Origin of the sequence: Flavobacterium procerum (assembly GCF_042431625.1) — a bacterium.
Lineage (GTDB): Bacteria > Bacteroidota > Bacteroidia > Flavobacteriales > Flavobacteriaceae > Flavobacterium > Flavobacterium procerum.
This window is the reverse complement of record NZ_JBHLYW010000007.1, coordinates 179789-204280: the sequence shown is the minus strand read 5'-3', so window position 1 is coordinate 204280 and position 24492 is coordinate 179789. Positions and strand designations below refer to the sequence as shown.

At 34.8% G+C, this 24492-nt stretch carries 20 protein-coding genes; 16 read left to right on the top strand and 4 right to left on the bottom strand.

Annotated features, from left to right (window positions below):
• The first annotated feature begins 244 nt into the window (after window positions 1–244).
• From ACFFLS_RS06470 to uvrB, 12 genes are all read left to right on the top strand, one after another.
• Window positions 245–2467 (top strand): NADP-dependent isocitrate dehydrogenase, encoded by a 2223-nt coding sequence (locus ACFFLS_RS06470; protein ID WP_379685720.1) that lies wholly within the window; start codon window positions 245–247, stop codon window positions 2465–2467.
• Window positions 2468–2614: 147 nt separating this feature from the next.
• Window positions 2615–4996 carry a TonB-dependent receptor gene (locus ACFFLS_RS06465; RefSeq protein WP_379685719.1) on the top strand — a complete coding sequence of 794 codons (2382 nt, stop codon included), beginning with the start codon at window positions 2615–2617 and terminating at the stop codon, window positions 4994–4996.
• A gap of 28 nt (window positions 4997–5024) precedes the next feature.
• On the top strand, window positions 5025–5855 hold the full coding sequence (locus ACFFLS_RS06460) for a DUF4249 domain-containing protein (RefSeq protein WP_379685718.1): 831 nt from the start codon (window positions 5025–5027) through the stop codon (window positions 5853–5855).
• Window positions 5856–5857: 2 nt separating this feature from the next.
• Window positions 5858–6340 (top strand): GyrI-like domain-containing protein, encoded by a 483-nt coding sequence (locus ACFFLS_RS06455; RefSeq protein WP_379685717.1) that lies wholly within the window; start codon window positions 5858–5860, stop codon window positions 6338–6340.
• A 2-nt stretch (window positions 6341–6342) separates the two neighbouring features.
• Entirely contained in the window at window positions 6343–6789 is a 447-nt protein-coding gene (locus tag ACFFLS_RS06450; protein WP_379685716.1) for a DinB family protein, read from the top strand.
• A gap of 136 nt (window positions 6790–6925) precedes the next feature.
• A complete protein-coding gene (locus ACFFLS_RS06445; RefSeq protein WP_379685715.1) occupies window positions 6926–7588 on the top strand; it encodes a thiamine diphosphokinase in 663 nt (220 codons plus the stop codon).
• A gap of 101 nt (window positions 7589–7689) precedes the next feature.
• The gene (rlmF, locus tag ACFFLS_RS06440) at window positions 7690–8640 is read left to right on the top strand and encodes a 23S rRNA (adenine(1618)-N(6))-methyltransferase RlmF (RefSeq protein ID WP_379685714.1); all 951 of its coding nucleotides are present in this window, start codon (window positions 7690–7692) and stop codon (window positions 8638–8640) included.
• A gap of 57 nt (window positions 8641–8697) precedes the next feature.
• Window positions 8698–8928 (top strand): hypothetical protein, encoded by a 231-nt coding sequence (locus ACFFLS_RS06435; protein ID WP_379685713.1) that lies wholly within the window; start codon window positions 8698–8700, stop codon window positions 8926–8928.
• The gene (locus tag ACFFLS_RS06430; protein ID WP_379685712.1) at window positions 8913–9215 is read left to right on the top strand and encodes a type II toxin-antitoxin system RelE/ParE family toxin; all 303 of its coding nucleotides are present in this window, start codon (window positions 8913–8915) and stop codon (window positions 9213–9215) included. The genes ACFFLS_RS06435 and ACFFLS_RS06430 overlap by 16 nt, the downstream gene beginning before the upstream one ends.
• A 94-nt stretch (window positions 9216–9309) precedes the next feature.
• A complete protein-coding gene (locus ACFFLS_RS06425) occupies window positions 9310–9477 on the top strand; it encodes a uroporphyrinogen decarboxylase (RefSeq protein WP_379685711.1) in 168 nt (55 codons plus the stop codon).
• Window positions 9478–9635: 158 nt separating this feature from the next.
• Window positions 9636–10604: an alpha/beta fold hydrolase gene (locus ACFFLS_RS06420; protein WP_379685710.1), complete on the top strand. Its 969-nt coding sequence runs from the start codon at window positions 9636–9638 to the stop codon at window positions 10602–10604.
• A gap of 15 nt (window positions 10605–10619) precedes the next feature.
• Entirely contained in the window at window positions 10620–12611 is a 1992-nt protein-coding gene (uvrB, locus tag ACFFLS_RS06415; RefSeq protein WP_379685709.1) for an excinuclease ABC subunit UvrB, read from the top strand.
• On the opposite strand, the gene ACFFLS_RS06410 is transcribed toward uvrB, so the two are convergent.
• A complete protein-coding gene (locus tag ACFFLS_RS06410) occupies window positions 12608–13018 on the bottom strand; it encodes a TerB family tellurite resistance protein (RefSeq protein WP_379685708.1) in 411 nt (136 codons plus the stop codon). The two genes, uvrB and ACFFLS_RS06410, sit on opposite strands and share 4 nt — an antisense overlap.
• Window positions 13019–13180: 162 nt before the next feature.
• Here ACFFLS_RS06410 and ACFFLS_RS06405 point away from each other — a divergent pair, with 162 nt between their 5' ends.
• Window positions 13181–14191, top strand: a complete 1011-nt coding sequence (locus ACFFLS_RS06405) for a dipeptide epimerase (RefSeq protein ID WP_379685707.1) — start codon at window positions 13181–13183, stop codon at window positions 14189–14191.
• Window positions 14192–14305: 114 nt separating this feature from the next.
• A complete protein-coding gene (locus tag ACFFLS_RS06400; protein ID WP_379685706.1) occupies window positions 14306–14770 on the top strand; it encodes a DUF1456 family protein in 465 nt (154 codons plus the stop codon).
• Between the two features lie 287 nt (window positions 14771–15057).
• On the opposite strand, the gene ACFFLS_RS06395 is transcribed toward ACFFLS_RS06400, so the two are convergent.
• Both ACFFLS_RS06395 and ACFFLS_RS06390 read right to left on the bottom strand, forming a co-directional pair.
• Window positions 15058–15765, bottom strand: a complete 708-nt coding sequence (locus ACFFLS_RS06395; protein WP_379685705.1) for a LytR/AlgR family response regulator transcription factor — start codon at window positions 15763–15765, stop codon at window positions 15058–15060.
• Window positions 15766–15768: 3 nt separating this feature from the next.
• Window positions 15769–16809, bottom strand: a complete 1041-nt coding sequence (locus ACFFLS_RS06390) for a sensor histidine kinase (RefSeq protein ID WP_379685704.1) — start codon at window positions 16807–16809, stop codon at window positions 15769–15771.
• A gap of 221 nt (window positions 16810–17030) precedes the next feature.
• Here ACFFLS_RS06390 and ACFFLS_RS06385 point away from each other — a divergent pair, with 221 nt between their 5' ends.
• Window positions 17031–17828 carry a DUF5694 domain-containing protein gene (locus tag ACFFLS_RS06385; RefSeq protein WP_379685703.1) on the top strand — a complete coding sequence of 266 codons (798 nt, stop codon included), beginning with the start codon at window positions 17031–17033 and terminating at the stop codon, window positions 17826–17828.
• 512 nt (window positions 17829–18340) lie between these two features.
• Here ACFFLS_RS06385 and sucC read toward each other — a convergent pair.
• Window positions 18341–19534 carry an ADP-forming succinate--CoA ligase subunit beta gene (sucC, locus tag ACFFLS_RS06380; protein ID WP_379685702.1) on the bottom strand — a complete coding sequence of 398 codons (1194 nt, stop codon included), beginning with the start codon at window positions 19532–19534 and terminating at the stop codon, window positions 18341–18343.
• Window positions 19535–19950: 416 nt separating this feature from the next.
• Here sucC and gltB point away from each other — a divergent pair, with 416 nt between their 5' ends.
• Window positions 19951–24468, top strand: coding sequence for a glutamate synthase large subunit (gene gltB / locus ACFFLS_RS06375; protein WP_379685701.1), 4518 nt, complete (start codon window positions 19951–19953; stop codon window positions 24466–24468).
• The last annotated feature ends 24 nt before the right edge of the window (window positions 24469–24492 follow it).

The window sequence follows — 24492 nt, the reverse complement described above, 5'->3', positions numbered from 1 at the left end:
ACTTTGAAACGAGTTTTTTTTATGCTTTATTTTTTTTACTGTCAAAACTGTAATTTTTTAATATCAAAACCATCGATTTGACAATTTAACGAGCACGAAATAACAATCTGATAAATCCTTTATTTCGAAACAAAACTACACCGTTTTCGGACTGTTTTTATTATATTTGCTCCGCTCGTTTTGAGACGACTATACTTTTCACATCGCCATTCTTTGACGACACGCTTATAAAAAAAAAAAAAAAATGACACAAAAATCAAAAATTTTCTACACCCTAACCGATGAAGCGCCTTTATTGGCAACTTATTCTCTATTACCAATTGTTCAAGCATTTACAGCTACAGCAGGAATTGAAATCGAAACCAGAGACATTTCTCTTGCAGGAAGAATATTAGCAAATTTCCCTGAAGTATTAACAGATGCTCAAAAAATCGGAGATGCATTGACCGAACTGGGTCAATTGGCAACAAAACCTGAAGCTAACATTATTAAATTACCAAACATTTCAGCATCTGTACCACAGTTAAAAGCTGCTATTGCTGAATTACAATCACACGGATATAACGTACCAAATTTCCCAGAAGATCCACAAAATGATGCTGAAAAGGAAATTAAAGCAAAATATGCAAAAGTATTAGGTTCTGCTGTAAACCCTGTTTTACGTGAAGGAAACTCTGACCGTAGAGCTCCAAGAGCAGTTAAAAACTTTGCAAAAGCAAACCCGCACTCGATGGGCGCTTGGTCTGCTGACTCAAAAACTAAAGTAGCTTCTATGTCAAACGGTGATTTTTACGGAAGTGAAAAATCATTGACTGTAAATGAAGCTAATGATGTAAAAATTGAATTCGTTGCTAAAGACGGAACTGCAACTGTACTTAAAGCAAGCACTCCTCTAAAAGCAGGCGAAATTATCGACAGCTCTGTTTTAAGTGTAAATAAATTAAAAGCTTTTGCTGCAGAGGCAATTGCTGACGCTAAAGCTGCAGGAGTTTTACTTTCTGTACACTTGAAAGCTACAATGATGAAAGTTTCTGACCCAATTATCTTTGGCGCTATCGTTGAAGTATATTTTGCAGATGTTTTCAAAAAATACGAATCTTTATTTGCAGAATTAAACGTTGACACAAGAAACGGTTTAGGAGATATCTACGCTAAAATTGCTGGAAGACCTGAACAAGCAGAAGTTGAAGCTGCTATTGCACAGGCAATCGAAAACGGTCCTGCCTTGGCAATGGTTAATTCTGATAAAGGAATTACAAACTTACACGTTCCCTCAGACGTAATTGTTGATGCTTCTATGCCAGCAATGATCCGTACTTCTGGACAAATGTGGAACAAAGAAGGAAAAGCGCAAGATACATTTGCTGTTATTCCTGATAGATCTTATGCTGGAATTTATACTGCAACTATCGATTTCTGTAAAAAACACGGTGCTTTTGATCCAAAAACAATGGGAAGCGTTCCTAACGTTGGATTAATGGCTCAAAAAGCTGAAGAATACGGATCTCACGACAAAACTTTCCAAATGAAAGCTGACGGAGTTGTTCGTGTTGTCGATGCAAACGGAACTGTTTTAATGGAGCAAAACGTTGAAGCTAACGACATTTTCAGAATGTGTCAGGCAAAAGACGCTCCTATTCAAGACTGGGTTAAATTGGCTGTAAACAGAGCTCGTTTATCTGATACTCCTGCTGTTTTCTGGTTAGACGAAAACAGAGCGCACGACAGAGAATTGATCGTAAAAGTTCAAAAATACCTTAAAGACTACGATACTACAAACCTAGATATCCGTATCTTAAACCCAGTTGCTGCAACTGAATTTACTTTAGACAGAATCATCAAAGGTTTAGATACTATTTCTGTAACAGGAAACGTTTTACGTGACTATTTAACAGATTTATTCCCAATTTTAGAATTAGGAACTTCTGCTAAAATGTTGTCTATCGTTCCGTTAATGAATGGTGGTGGATTGTTTGAAACTGGCGCTGGAGGATCTGCTCCTAAACACGTTGAGCAATTTACAGAAGAAGGATATTTACGTTGGGATTCATTAGGAGAATTTTTAGCTCTTGGTGCTTCATTAGAGCATTTAGGACAGACTTTAGACAATGCTAAAGCAATTGTTTTATCTGAAACTCTAGATCAGGCTAACGATAAATTCTTGGCAAACGACAAATCTCCAGCTCGTAAAGTTGGACAAATTGATAACCGTGGATCTCACTTTTATTTAGCATTCTACTGGGCTCAGGCTTTGGCTGCTCAAACTAAAGATGCTGAATTGAAAGCAATCTTCACTCCAATTGCTGCTGAATTTGAAGCTAATGAAGCTAAAATCGATGCTGAATTAATCGGAGCACAAGGAAAAGCTCAAAATATTGGAGGTTACTACCAGCCAACTCCTGAATTGGTGAGCAAAGCAATGCGTCCAAGCGAAACATTTAACGCTATTATTGCTAAAATTAAATAATTGCAGAAAAACACTTTTGTGTATCTCCAATATAATAAAAGGACAACTCGCAAGGTTGTCCTTTTTTTTATCTTAGCCGTAATTTAACAATCATTCTTTTTCCTATTTAGCGCAAATTATTTATTTATGTAAATCAAAATCAATGTAATGCTTTCTAAAAAACTATATACTTTATTGATTGTTGCATTTACGGTTTTTAATTGCTTTTCGCAGGGAAAATTCACTTTAAGTGGCATCATCAGCGACAGCAAAAACAATGAAACCCTTATTGGTGTTAACGTTTATATTCCAGCTTTAAAAATCGGGACTGCCACCAACGAATATGGTTTTTATTCCGTTTCTGTACCACAGGGCGAATACGAAATCGAAATCAGTTTTATAGGTTATCAGACGATTCAGAAAAGCATTGTTTTGAACCAGAATACTAAAATGAATTTTGCCATCAAAGAAGGCGGAGAAGAACTTCAGGAAGTGATCGTAAAAGACAACCGCAGTAAAATCAATATAAAATCTCCTGAAATGAGCGTAAACAAACTCTCTATTTCAGCCATAAAAAAAATGCCCGTTGTTTTAGGAGAAGTCGACGTCATTAAATCGATTTTATTGCTTCCTGGCGTTACAAATGCAGGCGAAGGAGCTTCGGGCTTCAATGTCCGCGGAGGCGGTGCCGATCAGAATCTTATTTTATTAGACGAAGCGACAATATTTAATCCCTCTCATGTTTTTGGTTTTTTCTCTGTTTTTAATCCCGATGCTGTCAAAGATTTAAAATTATTTAAAGGAGGAATTCCGGCAAGATACGGCGGCAGAGTTTCTTCTGTTTTGGATATTTATCAAAAAGACGGAAGCAGCAAAGACTTTCATATAAATGGAGGAATTGGATTAATTTCGAGTCGTCTACTTGCTGAAGGTCCGATCGTAAAAGACAAAGCGTCGTTTCTCATTGGTGCAAGAACTTCTTATGCTCATTTGTTTCTCAAATTTTCTGAAGAAGATAAAGACAATGCCGCATATTTTTATGACCTCAATGCAAAACTGAGTTACAAAATAAACGAAAACAACAACTTGTATTTATCTGGTTATTTCGGACGAGACGTTTTCAGTCTTAACAAAAGCTTTACCAATATCTATGGAAATTCGACTTTAAACCTGCGTTGGAATCATTTATATTCAAGCAAGCTTTTTTCTAATCTATCATTGATTTATAGTGATTATTATTACGGTTTAGAACTTGATGTAGTGGGTTTCAAATGGGATTCTGGCATTAAAAACTATAATATCAAATACGATTTCAAACATTATATTTCAGATAAATTCAAACTGAATTATGGCTTAAACGGAATTTATTACGAATTTAATCCCGGAACCATCAAACCCAAAGGCGAAGATTCTGGGATAAATCCCGATCAATTAGATAAAAAATACGCTTTTGAACCTTCTTTTTATTTGGATGCCGAGAATCAGCTTTCAAAAAAAATAACCCTTTCTTACGGACTCCGATATAGTCTATTTTATCGCTTAGGAACTTCGACAATTAATTATTACGAAAATAATCAGTCTGTTACCTTTGATGAAGACATGCAGATTTACGAAAAAGGAATTCCGACCTCAACAAAATATTTTAGAAAAAATAAGGTAATTCAGGATTACAGCAATTTTGAACCTCGTTTTTCAGTTTCATATCAATTAAACGACAATCAATCCATTAAGGCGAGTTATAACAGAATGGCGCAATATCTTCAGTTAATATCCAATACTTCCTCTCCTACACCGCTCGACGTCTGGATGCCAAGCGACAATTACATCAAACCTCAAATCGCGGATCAGGGGGCATTGGGTTATTTCAGAAATATCAAAGACGGCGCTTATTCGCTAGAAGTTGAAACTTATTATAAAAAAATTAAAAACCGTTTAGATTATATTGACGGTGCCGATTTAATCGCTAATAATGCTGTAGAGCAGGTGATTTTAAATGGTCAAATGCGTGCTTATGGTCTTGAAATTATGGTAAAGAAAAACGAAGGACGCTTTAACGGCTGGATTTCCTATACCCTATCAAAATCTGAACAGCAGACTCCTGGCCGAACTCCACAGGAAATCGGAATTAATAACGGGGAATGGTACAGTTCTGCTTATGACAAAACTCATAATCTGGCCGTTACTTCATCATATAATCTAAACGAAAAATGGTCGTTTGCCGCTAACTTTACGCTCCAATCCGGACAGCCAGTTACGTATCCAAATGGACAGTATGAATATCTAGGCATCACAGTTCCGAGTTATGGTCTTCGAAACGAAAATCGTCTTCCGACTTATCATCATTTAGACATTTCGGCAACTTTGACGCCAAGAAAAAACAAAGAGCGGAAATGGAAAACGGAATGGGTTTTCGGCATCTACAATCTTTATAACCGAATGAACGCGGCATCGATTAATTTCCGCCAGAATGTAGATACAGGCGAAAATGAAGCCGTAAAATTATCCATTTTTGGAGTTGTGCCATCTGTAACGTATAATTTCAAATTTTAAAAAATTCACATAACCTAAAATATAATTCATGAAAAAAGTATTTTTAGCAATCGTATTTTTAGTACCGCTTTTCTTTGCGGGCTGTGAAGAAGTTGTAGAAGTTGACTTAGATACCGCTGCTCCTAAATTAGTAATTGAGGCTGCCATAAATTGGCAGAAAGGCACCTCGGGCAAACAACAGGCAGTAAAACTGACAACCACAACAGGTTACTACGAAAATAGTGTCCCTACTGTTTCTGGCGCTGTGGTGTATATTAGAAACAGTAAAAATGAACGATTCAATTTTAACGAAGTTTCGGGTACTGGCCGTTATGTATGTAGCGTTTTTAAACCCGTATTAAACGAGCATTACACGCTTACTGTTGTTAGTGGAGGCAATACTTATATGGCTTCGGAAATCCTAAAGCCTGTTGCTCCTATTACGAGAATCGAACAAAATAATGAAGGAGGTTTTGCTGGAGAAGACATAGAAGTTAAAGTCTTTTTTACAGATCCTGCCGAAGAAGAAAATTTTTATTTATTCAAATATGTATATTCAAACAAAGTGACTTCGAGTTATTATGTTTCTGATGATAGATTTTATCAAGGAAATGAAATTTTCAGCCGTTCTGATGAAGAAGATTTAAAACCAGGAAATGAAATCGAGATTACGCATTACGGAATTTCAAAACAATATTACAATTATATGAATATCTTAGTCAGCATTGCCGGAAGCAGTGTTGGCGGTCCTTTTCAAACGCCTCCTGCAACCGTAAAAGGAAACATTATTAACACAACTAACAAAAGTAATTACCCTTTAGGATATTTTTCTCTAAGTGAAACCGATGAAAAAATATTTACTATTGCACCAAAAATATGATTATGAAAGCCGAAATTAGAACTTTAGAAGAAAAAAAACTCATAGGGCAGTATCTCGAAATGTCTTTTACAGACAATAAGACTTTTCAGTTATGGAGTGGCTTTATGCCAAAGCGAAAAGAAATAAAAAATTCGCTGAACAACAATTTATATTCACTAGAAGTTTTTCCGACTTCTCATTTTGACAATTTTGATCCTGCTTCGACTTTTCAAAAATGGGCCGCTATAGAAGTGTCTAAATTTGAAGAGGTGCCAATGGAAATGCAAACCTTAATTATCCCGACAGGACTTTATGCCGTTTTTAATCATTTAGGACCCGCCTCTGAAGCTCATAATACTTATCATGCCATTTTTACGGAATGGCTTCCGAATTCTGAATACGTAGTAGACGACAGGCCACATTTTGCCATAATGGATGAAAAATACAAAAAAGACGATCCCGATTCTGAGGAAAAAATCTGGATTCCAATCAAAAACAGAAAGTAATCATGATAACTGAAGCCTTAAAAATGCTCTTCAATAGAGATTTGAATAAACTTAAAGTCGAAATTGAATCGTATCAAAACGAAAATGCAATTTGGATGATTGACAAAAACATTTCTAATTCTGCTGGAAATTTATGCCTTCATTTAATGGGAAACATCAATACTTACATTGGAAAACAGCTTGGTAATACAGGATATGTGCGCAATCGTCCTTTGGAATTTTCACTGAAAGACATTCCGAAAACAGCATTAATAGACAAAATTGAAAATACCATTGTAATGGTTAATACTGTTCTTGATTCTTTAACCCAAGACGATTTGGAAGCCATTTACCCTGAAATTGTTTTTGAAGAAGAAATGACAACTGGTTTCTTTTTAATTCATCTTTCGACGCATTTGGCTTATCATTTAGGACAAATCAATTACCATAGAAGATTGCTTGATTTTTAATCTTTTGCCACAGATTAAAGGATTTTATTGATTAATCTTTCTAATCTGAAAAATCTGTGGCAAAAAATCTAAAATCTGAATTCTGAAATCTAAAATTGTAGCCGTACTTTTGCAGTACTAATTCTAAAAAAATCAAATGTCATCACACCATATAGTCCGAGACGATCAAGAACCAGCTTTAATTATAGCCAATGGCGCTGCTTGCGATCCAGAATTATTAGGGCAATTGCTTGAATGGTCTCCTCTAGTGATTGTTTTAGATTCTGCTATAGAAAGAGTGATTGATTTAGGTATCAAAGTCGATGTATTATTAGGAGATTTTGACCGTGGTTTTGATCCTGAATTTTACAAAACTTCTCAATATCCAATCGAAATTGTTCATACGCCTGATCAGGACAAAACCGACCTCGAAAAAGCATTTGATTATTTAATCGAAAGAAAAATTCCGGCCGTAAATGTTGTTTGGGCCACCGGAAAACGCGCGGATCATACCATAACAAACCTAACTAATATTGTTCGTTATAGAAATTTATTGAAAATCGTAATTCTTGACGACCACTCTAAAATATTCCTTTTGCCAACAAAGTTTGAGAAATGGTACACTGCAAAAACACCTATTTCGCTTATTCCGATTGGCATCGTAAACGGAATTTCTTCTACCAATCTGAAATACGAATTAAACAACGACACGCTTACAATGGGCTACAGAACCGGAAGCAGCAATTCTGTTGAAAAAGACGGTCTTGTAACCATAACCCATTCTGATGGTGATTTATTGCTGATGGAGTGTTTTGATTAGAAGCCGTCCTCTATCTTTCTATCATACTAAAGACATTCATTTTTATAACAAGTGTCTCTTCAAAAACGGAATCCCTATCTTTGCTTTCAAATTCAATAAAAATGAAAACAAAAGACAATTCCGAAAAAAGCAATTTACATCCAAGAAATCTACATCGAAATCGTTATGATTTTGAACTTTTAATTTCGAATTGTCCAGAACTGAAATCCTATGTAACTATCAATAAATTTGGATTTGAAACTATTGATTTTGCTAATCCAGGAGCTGTAAAAGTGCTTAATAAAGCTTTGCTGAAGACGTATTACCATATTGATTTCTGGAATATTCCGCCCAACTACCTTTGTCCGCCAATTCCCGGACGTGCAGATTACATTCACTATATCGCCGATTTACTGGCAATATCCAATAACGGAATTATTCCGTCCGAATCCACAGTTTTAGGTCTGGATATCGGAACGGGCGCAAATCTGATTTATCCGATATTAGGAAATGCTGTCTATAATTGGAGTTTTGTCGGAACTGATATTGACCAAAAAGCAATCGAAAACTGCTCGAAAGTTATCGAAGCCAATCCACAATTGATTGATTCTATTAGCTTGCAACAACAAACGGAGCCTCGCTTTATTTTCAAAAATATTATCACGCCAGAAGACCGTTTTGCCTTCACGATGTGCAATCCTCCTTTTCACGCTTCTGCAGAAGAAGCCAATAAAAGTGCATCTAGAAAAATTTCCAATCTAAATCCAAGAGAAAAAAGAAATACGAATCCTGTTTTAAATTTCGGCGGACAAAATGCAGAATTATGGTGCAATGGCGGCGAGATCGGATTTGTAACCCAAATGATTTACGAAAGCGCCAAATATACTTCACAGGTTTTATGGTTTACTACTTTGGTTTCTAAAAAAGAAAATCTTTCATCGATTTATAAAACTTTAAAGAAAGTAAACGCTGCATCTGTTAAAACAATTGAGATGTCTCAGGGTCAGAAAAACAGCCGTATTGTGGCTTGGAGTTTTTTAAGCGAGTCAGAAGGTAAAAATTGGAAATTTTAAGATTTTCTAGATCTTAGAATTAAATTTGTTTTGTAACTTCGATTAAATTACAGTATTATGAATACGCTTCAACTTAAAAATATCTTGATTTCTGAAATTGAGAAAATAGATGACGATATTTTTTTATCTGCATTAAAAACCATTTTAGACAGCAGAAAAACTTCTCCTAAAAATTATCCAGAAGAATACAACAACGATTTAAAAGTTGCTGAAGAAGATATTCAAGGTGGCAATTTTTATTCTCATGATGAGGTTAAGGACAAAATTGAGCAATGGAAAAAGAAATAATATGGTCTAAAACTGCTCTAAACCAACTAGAAAAAATTTACTTTCATTTGTTTAAAAAATCCAAAAGTGAAAATGTTTCAAATAAAGTAATTGATACTCTTTATAACTCCGTTACTATCTTAAAAACAAACTGGGAAGTTTATGAATTAGATGAAATGAAGATTTCAAACACTGGAAATTATCGAGCTTTTGAAATTTATAGTTATCGAATATCTTATAAAATAACTTCAAATGAGATACATATTTTGAGAATTCGCCATACAAGCCGTAATCCTAAAAAGTTTTAAGCTACAGAATCTAAAACCCTGATTTTCAAAACCAAAATGTGATTTTGTAATTTACTTTTGTTACATTTATTATAAACTACTAAAAATCAAAATCATGGCAGAATATATTGGTTACCTTGCATCTGTTTTTATTGTTGGAGGTTTTATGCTGAAAAATCTCAGAACAATTCGGCTCATAAATATGTTCGGCTGTATTTGCTTTGTAATCTATGGCATTTTTTTAAATGACTACAGCGATTTTAGGCAGTGGCTTTACCCGTAATCATTCCAAATGCAATCTTAGCCTTTGTACAGGTATATTATTTGACCTCCAAGAATAACAATGCAACCTTATAATTATGATATTTTAAAATAAAATTCTGATACCGTTTTCGCTTTCGATAATCGTAACTTTAAGTTGAAAACTGAATTTTATTTGCCATGTTAAAACTATATTCACGCTTAGCAGTTGTCCTTTTCGTAGTGACAAGCTGTGCTTCAAAAAAAGCCAAATTTGACGATTATGTTTTTAAAACCAAAAGCGAAGAAGTCAAATACCAAAATGCTTACGACAAATCTTTAAAGCTTTGGAATGTTCCTTATACGGAAGAAAATGTAAAAACAAGTTTTGGAACCGCTCATGTTATTATTGCTGGTCCGAAAAACGCAAAAGATTTGGTTTTGCTTCACGGAATGGATGCCAGTTCTACTATGTGGTATCCTAATATCAAAGCTCTATCCAAAAACCATCGCATTTATGCCATCGATTTTATCATGGAACCAAACAAGTCCAATTTGACGGCCAAACCGCTTTCATCTCAAGAAATCGTGACTTGGTACAACGAAATCTTCGACCATTACAAACTAAAGAAATTTGATATTGTCGGAGCTTCTCGAGGCGGATGGATTGCAACATTGTTGGCCACTCAAAAAAATAATTCAATTGATAAAGTTCTTTTACTGAGTCCAGCGCAGACTTTTGAGTTTATTGACAAAGTCGGCAAAACTTCATCAGCCTTAATGCTGAAACTTTTTCCTAACGAAAAGAAATTCGGAAAAACTTTATCAACTTTTTCGACTCATCCTGAAAAAATAAGTCCAATTTACAAAAGACAATTTTATTTGGCCAATAAGTATGCTAAATCAAATTCTAGCATGCTCAAAATGACTCCTTTCTCAGACAAAGAATTGCAAATGATTGAAAATCCTGTCTTGGTCGTAATTGGAGATAGAGATGTTATTAATTCTGAAGAAAGCGTAGAAAGAGCGCAGAAATTCTTACCTAGAAGCAAAACGAAAATCATAAAAGATGCAGGCCATTTTTTAACCATCGATCAATCTAAAATTACGAATGATGCTGTCATTAATTTTTTAGATTCGAATTCAAACTTCGTATCTTTACAAAACTAATTTTCAGCATTCAAAATGAAATTTCAAGTTTCCTCAGAATATAGTCCAAAAGGAGATCAGCCTCAAGCCATACAAAAATTGGCTCAAGGTGTAGTCGACGGAGAAAAATACCAAACTTTACTGGGAGTTACAGGTTCCGGAAAAACATTTACGGTTGCCAATGTAATTCAGGAAGTCCAAAGACCTACTTTGGTATTGGCACACAACAAAACACTGGCCGCTCAATTGTATTCTGAGTTCAAACAATTTTTCCCAGACAATGCAGTCGAATATTTCGTTTCGTACTACGACTATTATCAGCCGGAAGCATTTATGCCAGTAACTGGTGTTTTCATCGAGAAAGATTTGTCTATCAACGAAGAGCTCGAAAAAATGCGTTTAAGCACTACTTCGTCACTTCTTTCTGGGCGACGCGATATTTTGGTAGTAGCTTCTGTTTCTTGTCTGTATGGTATTGGTAATCCGACAGAATTCAAGAAAAACGTCATTGAAGTTTATCGCGATCAGGTTATTTCGAGAACCAAATTACTTCACAGTCTCGTTCAGAGTTTATATGCCAGAACCGAGGCCGATTTTAATCCGGGAACTTTCAGAATAAAAGGTGATATTGTTGAGGTATATCCTAGCTACGCTGACGATGCTTATCGAATTCATTTTTTTGGAGATGAAATTGAAGAAATCGAATCTTTTGATGTGAAAACTTCTCAAGTAATCGAAAAATACAAACGATTGACGATTTATCCGGCCAATATGTTTGTGACTTCTCCCGAAGTTTTACAAGGAGCAATTTGGGAAATTCAGCAAGATTTAGTGAAACAAGTTGATTATTTTAAGGAAATAGGAAAGCACTTGGAAGCTAAACGTCTGGAGGAAAGAACCAATTTTGACTTGGAAATGATTCGTGAATTGGGTTATTGCTCCGGAATTGAAAATTATTCGCGCTATCTTGACGGACGTGAAGCCGGAACAAGACCTTTCTGTTTATTAGATTATTTTCCAAGTGATTATCTGATGGTAATAGACGAAAGCCACGTAACGGTTTCTCAGGTTCATGCCATGTACGGAGGCGACCGAAGCAGAAAAGAAAATCTGGTAGAATACGGTTTTCGATTGCCTGCCGCAATGGACAATAGACCATTGAAATTCGAAGAATTCGAAGCCATGCAAAACCAGGTTATTTACGTTTCGGCAACTCCAGCTGATTATGAATTGCAAAAGTCTGACGGAGTTTACATAGAACAGATTATTCGCCCAACTGGATTATTAGACCCTGTTATTGAAGTTCGTCCGAGTTTAAATCAGATTGATGATTTGATTGAGGAAATTCAGGTTCGTTGCGAATTAGACGAAAGGGTTCTTGTTACTACTTTAACCAAAAGAATGGCTGAAGAACTGGCTAAATACCTGACTAAAGTAAATATACGTTGTCGTTACATCCATTCTGAAGTTGATACTCTTGAACGCATCGAAATCATGCAGGATTTAAGAAAAGGGCTTTTTGATGTTTTAATTGGTGTAAACTTACTTCGTGAAGGTTTGGATTTACCGGAAGTTTCCCTTGTAGCAATTCTGGATGCCGACAAAGAAGGTTTTCTTCGTAACCGAAAATCGTTGACACAAACTATCGGACGTGCCGCAAGGAACTTAAACGGAAAAGCTATTATGTATGCTGATAAAATTACAGAAAGCATGCAGAGAACAATAGACGAAACGAATTATAGAAGGACAAAACAGATCAATTTTAACGTAGAAAATAATATAGTGCCTCAGGCATTAAACAAAAAAATCGAAAGCGCATTTACAAAAAATTCTCTTGTAGAATATGAATTAGGCCACACGATGCCAGAAGCAGCAGAACCAGAAACAGCTTATATGTCTAAAGCAGAGTTAGAAAAAATGATTCGAGAAAAAAGGAAATCAATGGAAAAAGCCGCTAAAGAACTTGATTTTATTCAGGCGGCAAAATTACGTGACGACATCAAAAAATTGCAGGAACAGTTGCCTTAATTGTGCTGTTCCTGAAAAACTTTTACTATAACATTTGGATCAAGCACCGTATTAGGTGCTTTTTTCATTAATTCCAAAACTCTTTTTACAGCAACTGGATTTAATCCCATTTCTAATGCAATCTGCTGTATCGCCTTAAATTCTTTTTCGTGTAACACGCCATCGCAATGCATTAATAAAGCCAATCTGTAAAATTGATTGATGCGCTGCATTTCAGATTTTATCGGAAGCGGTTTTGTTTCTTGGTGAAATAAATCATGAAATTCATTTTCGTTGATACCGAGTTCATTTGCTACAATTCTCAAGAAATCAAGCTCACGTTTATGCAAATGTCCATCTACAGTTGCAAACAATATCATTTCTAAAAGTAAGCTTCTTTTTTCTGCGTCAGTATTCATCAATTTCATATTTTTAGCTAAATTATCACAATTAAAAATAAATACAAAATAGGAATGCTGAAAGGGATTTTATTCTTTTTTGATTGCTTAAAATTATAGAATGAAAAAACAAACTCCAGTACAAATTTACCAAGCCTTTGCAGCTGGAATAAATCAATTTTCTGACTCAACATGGAATTAATCCTCAAATCATACAATCTTAAGCTCAAACATACTTTTAGAATTTCTAGAAAAACAATCGATTTTCAACCATCGTTAATTGTTGAATTACAAGATGCTGGTTTTTCAGGTTATGGCGAAGCTACATCAAATCCGTACTATAATATTACGATTGATATTCTTCAAAAAGACATTCAGAAAATCAAAAATCTTATAACCGAAAGCGGAAGTGAAACACCTGAAGAGTTTTGGTCCAAAATAAGTCCATTTTTACAAGACAATCCTTTTGCCTTATGCGCACTTGACAATGCCTATAACGACTTATATGCCCGCAAAAAAGGCGAAAAAATGTATGAATTATGGCATTACACGATTCACAATAATCCGTTGACAAATTATACCATCGGAATTGATACTGTAGAAAATATGGTTTTAAAAATGGAAGAACTTCCGTGGCCTATTTATAAAATCAAACTCGGAACTCCCGATGACATTTCGATTGTAAAAGAACTTAGAAAACACAGCAATTCTATTTTCAGGGTTGACGCCAATTGTGCTTGGACTGTTCAAGAAACACTTGAAAACGCCAAAGAACTCAAAAAACTAAACGTTGAATTTATCGAACAGCCTTTAAAAGCGGAGGATTGGGAAGGCCAGCGTGAAGTGTATAAAAATTCTGTTCTCCCGATAATCGCAGACGAAAGCTGTATCAGCGAAGATGATGTTGTCAAATGTCATAATCATTTTCACGGTGTAAATATCAAATTGATGAAATGCGGCGGCATCACTCCCGGAAGAAGAATGATTGGCGAAGCCAAAAAACTAGGTTTAAAAACGATGATGGGCTGTATGACAGAATCATCGGTTGGCATTGCTGCAATCGCACATTTGCTTCCAGAACTGGATTATGTTGATATGGATGGCGCTTTATTACTAGCTGAAGATATTGCAAATGGCGTTAAAATCGTAAACGGAAAAACATTTTATCCCGACAGAATCGGAAACGGCGTTATTTTATTGTAATATTTACTTTGAAAATAGTGTACCTTTGCAACAAATAAAAACAAACAATATAAGGAAACCACAGCGACAGCAAAAACCTGGAACTTGAAACCTAAAACCTGAAACAATATAAAAATGACAAACAACGATATATTAAAAAAACTCCGCGTGGCACTTATGCTCCGTGACGACCAAATAGTTGAAATTTTAGAATTAGTAGATTTTAGAATTTCAAAATCTGAGCTTGGAGCTTTCTTTAGAGCCGAAGATCATCCGAATTATGTAGAATGTGGCGATCAAATTTTAAGAAACTTTCTAAACGGATTGGTCATTCACTTAAGAGGAACTAAAGAAAATCCAAAAAATCCGAATGAAGTTTTAGCCAAACATAAAGCTGAAATTCCAAAAAGAGAAACTTCTAAAGAAAGACCAGAATTTAAAGCTAGCGTAAAAGATTCTGAAAAACATAGAGGCGATCAAAGTCCATCAAAATCAGGTTCATCAGCTGGAAAACCTAAAAAGAAAGCATTCCCAAAAGGAAATGGTAAACCTGTTGTTGTAGAGAAAGTGGTTTTTAAAAACGGGAAGAATAAGAAATAATTCTTTTAACGCAAAAGACGCTAAGAATTTAACTTAAGATGGCTAATACAAACGCAAAGTTCACAAAGCTGTATGATAGATACAATTTTGTGAACTTTGCGTTTTAAAAAGATTCAAATTACGATCTAATTTTCAAATATAGCCCGTGGTTTCAACCACGGGTACCCTCATAAAACACAGATCTCTTAATATTCGTTGTGTTCCCGTGGTTGAAACCACGGGCTATATTGAATGCAAGTTGAAAAATTTTATTGATTTAGCTTTGTGAACTTTGTGTTTAAATAAAATCATATCTTATTCCCTTCTACTTTTTCAAAAAAAGCATCTTTAAAAGTTGCTCCAATCGGCAGTTCCTTTCCATTTACAAAAACAGAAAAATTATCGGTTGATTCAATATGTTTTAATGAAACAACATACGATTTATGAATCTGAATAAAATCATTTTCAGGCAAAGATTCAATTACATTTTTTAAAGAAGAATGCGTAATAATCTGCTGTCTTTCGGTATGAATGCAAACATAATTCTGCAGGCTTTCTACATACAGAATATCGCTTAAAAAAATCTTTTGAAACTTATTTTTTCCATCCGTTTTAACAAACAGAAAGTCTGGCAGATTACTTTGATTGGAAACTACTGTTTTGGGCTCCGAATTCAGTTTTGAAACAGCCTGATAAAAACGTTCAAATGAAATAGGTTTCAGTAAATAATCGACTGCATTTAATTCAAAACCTTCTAGAGCAAAGTCAGGATAAGCAGTTGTGAAAATGACTTTTATATTCTTCGAAATAATTCTTGAAAGCTGTAATCCAGTTAACTGAGGCATTTGGATATCCAGAAAAATTACATCTACTTTTTGTAGATTTAAAAATTCTAATGCTTTTAATGAATCATTAAAAACTTCAGCTTTCTCTAGAAAATTTACTTTTCCGATATAATTTTCCAATATTCGAGTTGCAGGCGGTTCATCATCTACAATAATGCATTTAAAAGCCATAGATTAGTTTTTTAGCGGTATTTTCAAGTAGGTTTTAAAGGTATTGTTTTCTTCCGTTTTTTCGAGTACAAATTCGTGTTTATAGATATATTCGAGTCTTTTGGTTAGATTCTCAAAACCAATTCCGGTAGAAGAATAATTCTCGCCATTTACGTTGTAATTTAAAGTCGAAATCTCTAAACATCCTGCTTTTATTTTGATTGAAATGAATGCCTTCTCTTTTTCGTTATTCAACTTTCCGTGCTTAAAAACATTCTCAACAAAATGGATTAAAGCCGAAGAAAGAATTTTTTCATTTGAATAAATTCCTTCAACAGAAAAATCCAAAAACATTTGGTCTTCAAATCTTTTCTTTTGCAAATGAATGTAATTTTCAATAAACTGAATTTCTTTTGAAAGCACTGCTTCGTCTTTGTCCGTTTCGGTAATAACATATCGAAGCAAATCAGAAAGCACTAAAATATCATCAGCCATTTCGTCTTCTTTCAAAACTAATTGACTGTAAAAAGAATTCAGCGTATTAAACAAAAAGTGCGGACTCACCTGTGCTTTAAGCATTTGAAAATGAGCTTTCTTATTCTCCAAAAGTAATTCCTGATTTTGTTTCTGCGAATATTGAGACTGCCAAAATAAATAGCTTAAAGCACTGAAAATTACGGCAGGCAGTCCAAAGAAAAAATTGTCTTTTATGTAATAACTCACCTCCCTTGCTTCCTTAAAATAATTGTGAAATCCTGTAATCTGAAACATAATTATTTCCTGAAAAAGATATCGGATTCCCGCGAAAATCAACAAAGAAAATGGAATACTCAAAAAGTAAAAATAAATTTTCCTTTTGTTTAGAAACCAATCACAAACCGTATAAAAATTAAGAATGTAAACCACAAAAACCGAAGACATAAAAGTAGACGTAACCCAAAAATAAAGTTTGGTCTTCTGTACTATCGCCATTCTGTTATTTATTCCAAAATCCCACAAAAAATAGGTTAAAAACAATCCGAGGAAAAGAATGATATGGTAGTAAAACGGTATTTTAAGTTTCATAAAAGTCAGTTATGAATTCAAAAATACGATTATGCATTTAAAACAAATCGGTATTTATATGAAACCTCATTTTTTAAGGATGAACGATTGAAAACTTTACATGAATATTTTGAAAATAAAATTTCAACAGTTAGTCCAATGAAATACAGTCTTTATCAAAAATCAAAATAAAGAATTTAATCTGACGATACATTTGCAATGAATTTAAAAACAAAATCATCATGCAAAAAATCATTTTATTACTGGTTCTTTTTACCCTAAACCTTACTTCTGCCCAAACTAAGAAAAAACAAATCTTATTGATTGGAACTTTTCATTATGAAAATCCTGGCCGTGACGTTGCTCAAGTAAATACTTTTAATGTAATGTCTGAGAAAAGCCAGAAAGAACTCGAAATAATGACAGATAAAATCAAAAAATTTGGCCCAGATAAAATATTTGTAGAATGGAAATACAGCAAACAAGAACAGTTAGATAAATTTTACAACAAAAACACAGACAGTTTGCTTAAAAAAGACGCAAATGAAATTACGCAGCTTGCATTACGAACAGCTAAAAAACTGAATCATAAAAAATTATATGGAATGGACTATCGTAATAATTTTCCATACGACAGTTTAATGATGAGCATGGAAAAAGCCAATCAAAAAGATTTGATGAAGAAAAACACCGAATCAACAGAAGCTTTCCAAAATCAACACAACCAAAGACTTATTAAAAGTTCATTGACCGATATGATGCTGTATTACAACAAAAAAGAAACAGAAAACCAAAACATTCAATGGTATTTGGAAGTAGCGAATAGAGCCGGAAATCCAGATGATTTTTCAGGAGCTTCATTAGTTTCAAAATGGTATCAGAGAAATTTGTATATGTATTCTTTAATTCAGAAATTAACTGAAAGCACAGATAACAAAATAATGATTTTAGTAGGCGCTGGTCATGCTGCACTGATTAGAGAATTTATTGCACATGATCCTACATTTGAAATTGTAGATTTGGCAACTGTTTTGAAATAGTGTTTTTCTAACCGCAAAGCATGCAAAGGATTACGTGAAGTTCGCAAAGTTTTTTTTAGCCACAGATTGTTAGGATTAGAAAGATTAAAAAAATCTATGTTAATCTGTATAATCTGTGGCTAAAATTTTAAACATACAGCTTTACGAATTTTTTGTTACCAATAGATTTTAATAAAGTTCCTAATTTTAAAACATAGCCCGTGGTTTCAACCACGGGGACACAATGCACATCAACAATCTGTTTATCAAATCTGCATATTACGAAACACCCATGTGGTTGAAACCATGGGAACATAATGCATATAATACGATGCTTCTCTTAGCGTCCCCGTGGTTGAAACCACGGGCTATATTGAAATAAAATCCGTAAAATTTTATTGATTTAGCTTTACGAACTTTGCGTTTGTATTCACAATACTTGGTCAAAAATCCTTACGTGCTTTGCGGTTAAATCACAAAAAAAACCATTCCTTTCGGAATGGTTTTTCTATATAAATTGATTTCTTATTAAATTAAGAAAGAGCAGCTTTTACTTGATCAGCAGCTTCTTGGAATTGAACTGCAGATAAGATTGGCATACCAGAGTTGTCAATTAATTCTTTTGCAATTTCAGCATTTGTTCCTTGCAAACGAACGATAATTGGCACATTGATAGCATCTCCCATGTTTTTGTAAGCGTCAACAACACCTTGAGCAACGCGGTCACAACGAACAATACCTCCGAAGATGTTAATTAAGATAGCTTTTACGTTTGGGTCTTTCAAGATAATTCTGAAAGCAGTTTCAACACGTTTTGCATCAGCAGTTCCTCCTACGTCAAGGAAGTTAGCAGGCTCAAAACCAGCATATTTAATTAAGTCCATAGTTGCCATTGCAAGACCAGCTCCGTTTACCATACATCCTACAGTACCGTCAAGGTCAACATAGTTTAGACCCACTTCTTTAGCTTCAACTTCGATTGGATTCTCCTCACGGACATCTCTCATTTCAGCATATTTAGGTTGTCTGTATAAAGCGTTATCGTCGATGTTAACTTTAGCGTCAACAGCTAAGATTTTATTATCAGAAGTTTTAAGAACTGGGTTGATTTCAAACATAGAAGCATCAGAACCAATATAAGCATTGTATAATGCATCGATGAATTTAACCATTTCTTTGAAAGCATTTCCAGAAAGACCTAAATTAAAAGCAATTCTTCTAGCTTGGAAACCTTGTAATCCAACATTAGGATCAACTTCTTCTGTAAAAATCAAGTGTGGAGTGTGCTCAGCAACTTCCTCGATATCCATTCCACCTTCAGTAGAATACATAATCATGTTGCGTCCAGTACCTCTATTCAATAAAACAGAAACATAAAATTCAGAAGTTTCGCTTTCTCCAGGATAGTAAACATCTTCAGCTACCAATACTTTGTTAACTTTTTTACCTTCAGGCGGAGTCTGAGGCGTAATTAACTGCATTCCGATGATTTGTTCTGCTAACTCTTCAACTTGTTGTAAGTTTTTTGCCAGCTTAACTCCACCACCTTTTCCACGACCACCTGCGTGAATTTGTGCTTTAATTACGTGCCACCCTGTACCAGTTTCGGCAGTTAATTGTTTTGCAGCAGCTACAGCTTCAACCGCATTGTTAGCCACAATTCCGCGTTGTACGCGTACTCCGTAACTCGCTAAAATTTCTTTTCCTTGATATTCGTGTATGTTCATAATATAGAATTTGTCTGGTTCTGAATTTATTTCAGAATAAAAGTGCGACAAAAGTAACAAAATACAACTTAATAGTAAAATCTTTTTTCAATTAAAAAAGACTTTAAAAAGAGATTGCGGTGTTGTTTTAAGCAAAAGAAAAAAAATCATTAAACAATTGTGTCTAAAATGTTAACACAACAATGTCAAAAAGTTTGATATTTAACAAAAACTTCAACGCTATCAATAGCTGAAAGATGATTTTTCCTAATATATTTTAAGCGGAATTGTATTTTTATCAATTCGCAATGCTTTATACGACAATATTAATAATTAAGAACCCTTTTTCTAATATTACAACAAAAATGAAAGCAAAAGCATAAATTCAATACATTATGTTTAACGAAATCTTTATTTTTGTAAAAAAAATATCAAGAATGAAAGTTAAAGAACAAGGGCTTTATCTGCCTGAATTTGAACACGACAATTGTGGTGCAGGATTTATTTGTAATTTGAATGGTATTAAATCAAATGATATTATTCACAAAGCATTGGACATCTTAATAAAATTGGAACATCGTGGTGCCGTTAGTTCTGATGGAAGAACTGGTGACGGAGCCGGAATTTTATTCGACATTCCTCATGATTTCTTTAAGAAAGTTTGTGACTTTGAAATCCCAGAAGCGCGTGAGTATGCAGTAGGAATGGTTTTTTTACCAAAAAGCAAAAACCAGGTTTCTTTTTGTATTAATGCATTTGAAGCAACTATCAAAGATCAAAACTTAAAAGTTTTAGGTTGGAGAGATGTGCCTGTTGACGTTGAAAATTTAGGGCAAATCGCCGCAGAAAAAGAACCAACTGTTAAACAAGTTTTCGTTTCTAAAAACGGACAGGAATTAACTGAACAAGAATTTAATGCAAAACTTTTTGCAGCTAGAAAAATTGCTGAACATGCCGTAAGAGGATCTAAAACCTCAGAAAGCCACATGTTTTATTTTACTAGTTTATCGACAACTACTATAATATATAAAGGTCTATTGATGCCGGAAGACATCAGCCGTTATTATATAGATTTGAAAGATCCAGACTTGGTGACGCGTTTAGCACTTGTACACCAACGTTTCTCTACAAATACATTCCCATCTTGGGACTTAGCTCAGCCGTTTAGATACATGTGTCATAATGGTGAGATCAATACACTTCGTGGAAACGTAAGCCGTATGCGTGCTCGTGAAGAGCTTATGCAGAGCAAAGTTTTTGGCGATGATATCAAAAAATTATTCCCAATTATCTTAGAAGGAAAATCAGATTCTGCTTCTATGGATATGGTGATTGAGCTTTTATTAATGACAGGTCGTTCGCTTCCAGAAGCAATGATGATGGTAGTTCCTGAAGCTTGGGAAAAACACCAGACAATGTCTCCGGAAAAAAGAGCTTTCTATGAGTACAATGCTTGTATCATGGAGCCTTGGGATGGTCCAGCTTCTATTCCGTTTACAGATGGAAACGTAATTGGTGCTTTACTAGACAGAAACGGATTGCGCCCTTCTCGTTATACTTTAACTAAGAGTGGTTTCGTAATTATGTCATCTGAAATTGGTGTATTAGACATCGATCCAGAAGATGTAATTCAGCACGGTCGTTTAGAGCCAGGAAAAATGTTCTTAGTTGATATGAACGAAGGCCGTATCATCGAAGACGAAGAAGTTAAGAAAGCGATAGTTACAAAACGTCCTTACCAACAATGGGTTGACGAAAACTTATTGCCTCTTGCCAAAGTTCCTTACACAAACAACCTTACTCCTGTTGAAAAATTAGATTTCTTAACAAGACAGCGTTTGTTTGGTTATACTATTGAAGATTTAAAAACGATTATCAACCCAATGGGTAGCGACGGAGCTGAAGCAATCAGTTCTATGGGTAACGATACACCTTTGGCAGTTCTTTCAGATCAGCCTCAGTTGTTGTATAATTACTTCAAACAATTATTTGCTCAGGTTACTAACCCGCCGTTGGATGGTATTCGTGAAGAAATTATTACTGATATCAGTTTAGCAATTGGAGGAGATTTCAATATTTTCGAAATTGAATCTAAACAATGTAAAAAATTAAAAATCCAAAATCCGGTTATCTCTAATGAGGATTTGGATAAAATCAGAAATATCGATCACGCAGATTTCAAATCGGCTACTATTTCTACTTTATATAAAATAGAAAAAGGAGTTAACGGTTTAGAAAGAGCTCTTGAAAAATGTGTTCAGGCTACTTTTAAAGCGGTTGAAGAAGGATGTAACATCATTATCTTATCTGATAGAGGTGTTAGTGAGGAATTTGCTCCAATCCCAATGTTATTGGCTTGTTCTTATATTCACCACTCTTTGAACATTTTACAGGTTCGTTCTAAATTCGGAATCATTATAGAATCTGCTGAACCAAGAGAACCTCATCATTTTGCTTTATTGTTCGGATACGGAGCAAGTGCAATCAATCCTTACATGGTTAATGAAATTATTCACGATCAAGTTGAAAAAGGTTTCATTACAAAAGTAAAAGCGGATTATGCAGTTGTAAACTACAACAAAGCGATTGCGAAAGGAATCGTAAAAATCATGAACAAAATTGGTATCTCTACTTTACATTCATACAGAGCTGCTCAGATTTTCGAGATTTTAGGTTTAAATAAAACATTTACATCTAAATACTTCCCTTACACTCCATCAAGAATTGAAGGAATTGGTTTAATGGAAGTGGAGAAAGAGGTTAAAAAACGTTTCCAAAAAGCATTCCCAAATTCAAAAGTGGCAAGTTTGCTTTCTCTTGAAATTGGAGGTATTTACAGATGGAGACGTGGCGGTGAAAAACACATGTTTAACCCAACCACTATTTCTAAATTACAACAAGCGGTTCGTTTAAACAGCCCTGAAAGTTATAAAGAATACTCTAATGCCGTTAACGAGCAAAGCTCAAACTTAATGACCATTAGAGGTTTATTTGAATTCAACAACCTAGATCCAATTTCTATTGACGAAGTAGAACCTTGGACAGAAATTGTAAAGAAATTCAAAACGGGTGCAATGTCTTACGGATCTATTTCTAGAGAAGCACACGAGAATTTAGCGATTGCAATGAACAGAATCGGTGGAAAAAGTAATTCTGGAGAAGGTGGAGAAGATCCAAAACGTTTTCAGAAAGAAATTAACGGAGATTCAAGAAACAGTGCGATCAAACAAGTGGCATCGGGACGTTTTGGTGTTTCGATCAACTATTTGACAAACGCTAAAGAAATCCAAATCAAAATGGCTCAGGGAGCAAAACCTGGTGAAGGTGGTCAGTTACCTGGAGAAAAAGTAGTGCCTTGGATTGCTGAAACTAGAAACTCTACACCTTATGTAGGTTTGATTTCGCCTCCTCCTCACCACGATATTTACTCAATTGAGGATTTATCTCAGTTGATTTACGATTTGAAAAATGCAAACCGTGAAGCTCGTATTAACGTAAAATTAGTTTCTGAAGTTGGAGTTGGAACCATCGCTGCCGGTGTTGCCAAAGCAAAAGCTGACGTTATCTTAATTTCTGGTTATGACGGAGGAACGGGAGCTGCACCATTAACATCTTTACAGCACACAGGTATTCCGTGGGAACTTGGTTTAGCTGAAGCACAGCAAACTTTGATCTTAAACGATTTGAGAAGCCGTGTAGTTCTTGAATGTGACGGACAGTTGAAAACAGGTCGTGACGTGGCGATAGCAGCTTTATTAGGAGCTGAGGAATTCGGTTTTGCAACTGCACCACTTGTAGCTTCTGGATGTATCATGATGAGAGCTTGTCACTTAAATACTTGCCCAGTTGGTATTGCAACTCAGGATCCTGAATTGAGAAAAAATTTCAAAGGAACTCCAGAGCACGTAATCAACTTCATGTATTTCATTGCTGAAGAATTAAGAGAAATCATGGCGCAGTTAGGTTTCAGAACTTTAAAAGAAATGGTAGGTCAGTCTCAAAAATTAAACGTAGACAAAGCTATCAAACATTATAAAGCTAATGGTTTAGATTTATCGACTATTTTATACAAACCGGAAAAAGCTAAAACAGTTCCAAATCATAATACAACAACTCAAGATCATGCTCTTGAAAACGTATTGGATTTTGACATCATTAAAGAAGCAATTCCGTCTATCTATAGAAAAGAGAAAACGAGAGTTACATTCAAAATCAAAAATACAGACCGTTCTGTAGGTGCGATTTTGAGTAACGAAATCTCAAAAATTTATGGCGCACAAGGATTACCAGCTGACACTATTTTAGTTGATTTTGAAGGTTCTGCCGGACAAAGTTTTGGTGCATTTGCAACAAACGGATTGTCATTTAAAATTCACGGAAACTGTAATGATTACTTAGGAAAAGGTCTTTCTGGAGGAAAACTAATTGTAAAAGTACCTCCTACTGCGACTTTCAAACCTGAAGACAACATCATTATCGGAAACGTTGCCCTTTACGGAGCTATTACCGGAGAGGCTTATATTAATGGTATCGCAGGAGAACGTTTCTGTGTGAGAAACTCTGGAGCAACAGCCGTTGTAGAAGGAATTGGAGATCACGGATGCGAGTACATGACAGGTGGTACAGTTGTAGTTTTAGGAAAAACTGGAAGAAACTTCGCTGCTGGTATGAGCGGTGGTGTAGCTTACATTTATGACCCAAACAAGAAATTCGATTCGACAGTATGTAACATGGAAATGGTTGCATTCGATCCGATGGAAGAAGAGGACGTTACTAAACTAAGAAAACTGATCAAAAACCATTCATTGTACACCAGCAGTCCATTAGCAAAAAGAATTTTAGCAGACTGGGAAAATGAACAACAGCACTTCGTAAAAGTAATGCCTACTGATTACAAAAAAGCATTAAAACGAATTGCAGAAGAAAAACAAATAGAAGAATTAATAGCGGGATAAAAATCAATTTCAAAAAATAAAATT

Coding starts and splice junctions, on each gene's coding strand:
- ACFFLS_RS06470 (WP_379685720.1), top strand. CDS start 245: ATGACACAAAAATCAAAAATTTTCTACACCCTAACCGATGAAGCGCCT.
- ACFFLS_RS06465 (WP_379685719.1), top strand. CDS start 2,615: ATGCTTTCTAAAAAACTATATACTTTATTGATTGTTGCATTTACGGTT.
- ACFFLS_RS06460 (WP_379685718.1), top strand. CDS start 5,025: ATGAAAAAAGTATTTTTAGCAATCGTATTTTTAGTACCGCTTTTCTTT.
- ACFFLS_RS06455 (WP_379685717.1), top strand. CDS start 5,858: ATGAAAGCCGAAATTAGAACTTTAGAAGAAAAAAAACTCATAGGGCAG.
- ACFFLS_RS06450 (WP_379685716.1), top strand. CDS start 6,343: ATGATAACTGAAGCCTTAAAAATGCTCTTCAATAGAGATTTGAATAAA.
- ACFFLS_RS06445 (WP_379685715.1), top strand. CDS start 6,926: ATGTCATCACACCATATAGTCCGAGACGATCAAGAACCAGCTTTAATT.
- rlmF (WP_379685714.1), top strand. CDS start 7,690: ATGAAAACAAAAGACAATTCCGAAAAAAGCAATTTACATCCAAGAAAT.
- ACFFLS_RS06435 (WP_379685713.1), top strand. CDS start 8,698: ATGAATACGCTTCAACTTAAAAATATCTTGATTTCTGAAATTGAGAAA.
- ACFFLS_RS06430 (WP_379685712.1), top strand. CDS start 8,913: ATGGAAAAAGAAATAATATGGTCTAAAACTGCTCTAAACCAACTAGAA.
- ACFFLS_RS06425 (WP_379685711.1), top strand. CDS start 9,310: ATGGCAGAATATATTGGTTACCTTGCATCTGTTTTTATTGTTGGAGGT.
- ACFFLS_RS06420 (WP_379685710.1), top strand. CDS start 9,636: ATGTTAAAACTATATTCACGCTTAGCAGTTGTCCTTTTCGTAGTGACA.
- uvrB (WP_379685709.1), top strand. CDS start 10,620: ATGAAATTTCAAGTTTCCTCAGAATATAGTCCAAAAGGAGATCAGCCT.
- ACFFLS_RS06410 (WP_379685708.1), bottom strand. CDS start 13,018: ATGAAATTGATGAATACTGACGCAGAAAAAAGAAGCTTACTTTTAGAA.
- ACFFLS_RS06405 (WP_379685707.1), top strand. CDS start 13,181: ATGGAATTAATCCTCAAATCATACAATCTTAAGCTCAAACATACTTTT.
- ACFFLS_RS06400 (WP_379685706.1), top strand. CDS start 14,306: ATGACAAACAACGATATATTAAAAAAACTCCGCGTGGCACTTATGCTC.
- ACFFLS_RS06395 (WP_379685705.1), bottom strand. CDS start 15,765: ATGGCTTTTAAATGCATTATTGTAGATGATGAACCGCCTGCAACTCGA.
- ACFFLS_RS06390 (WP_379685704.1), bottom strand. CDS start 16,809: ATGAAACTTAAAATACCGTTTTACTACCATATCATTCTTTTCCTCGGA.
- ACFFLS_RS06385 (WP_379685703.1), top strand. CDS start 17,031: ATGCAAAAAATCATTTTATTACTGGTTCTTTTTACCCTAAACCTTACT.
- sucC (WP_379685702.1), bottom strand. CDS start 19,534: ATGAACATACACGAATATCAAGGAAAAGAAATTTTAGCGAGTTACGGA.
- gltB (WP_379685701.1), top strand. CDS start 19,951: ATGAAAGTTAAAGAACAAGGGCTTTATCTGCCTGAATTTGAACACGAC.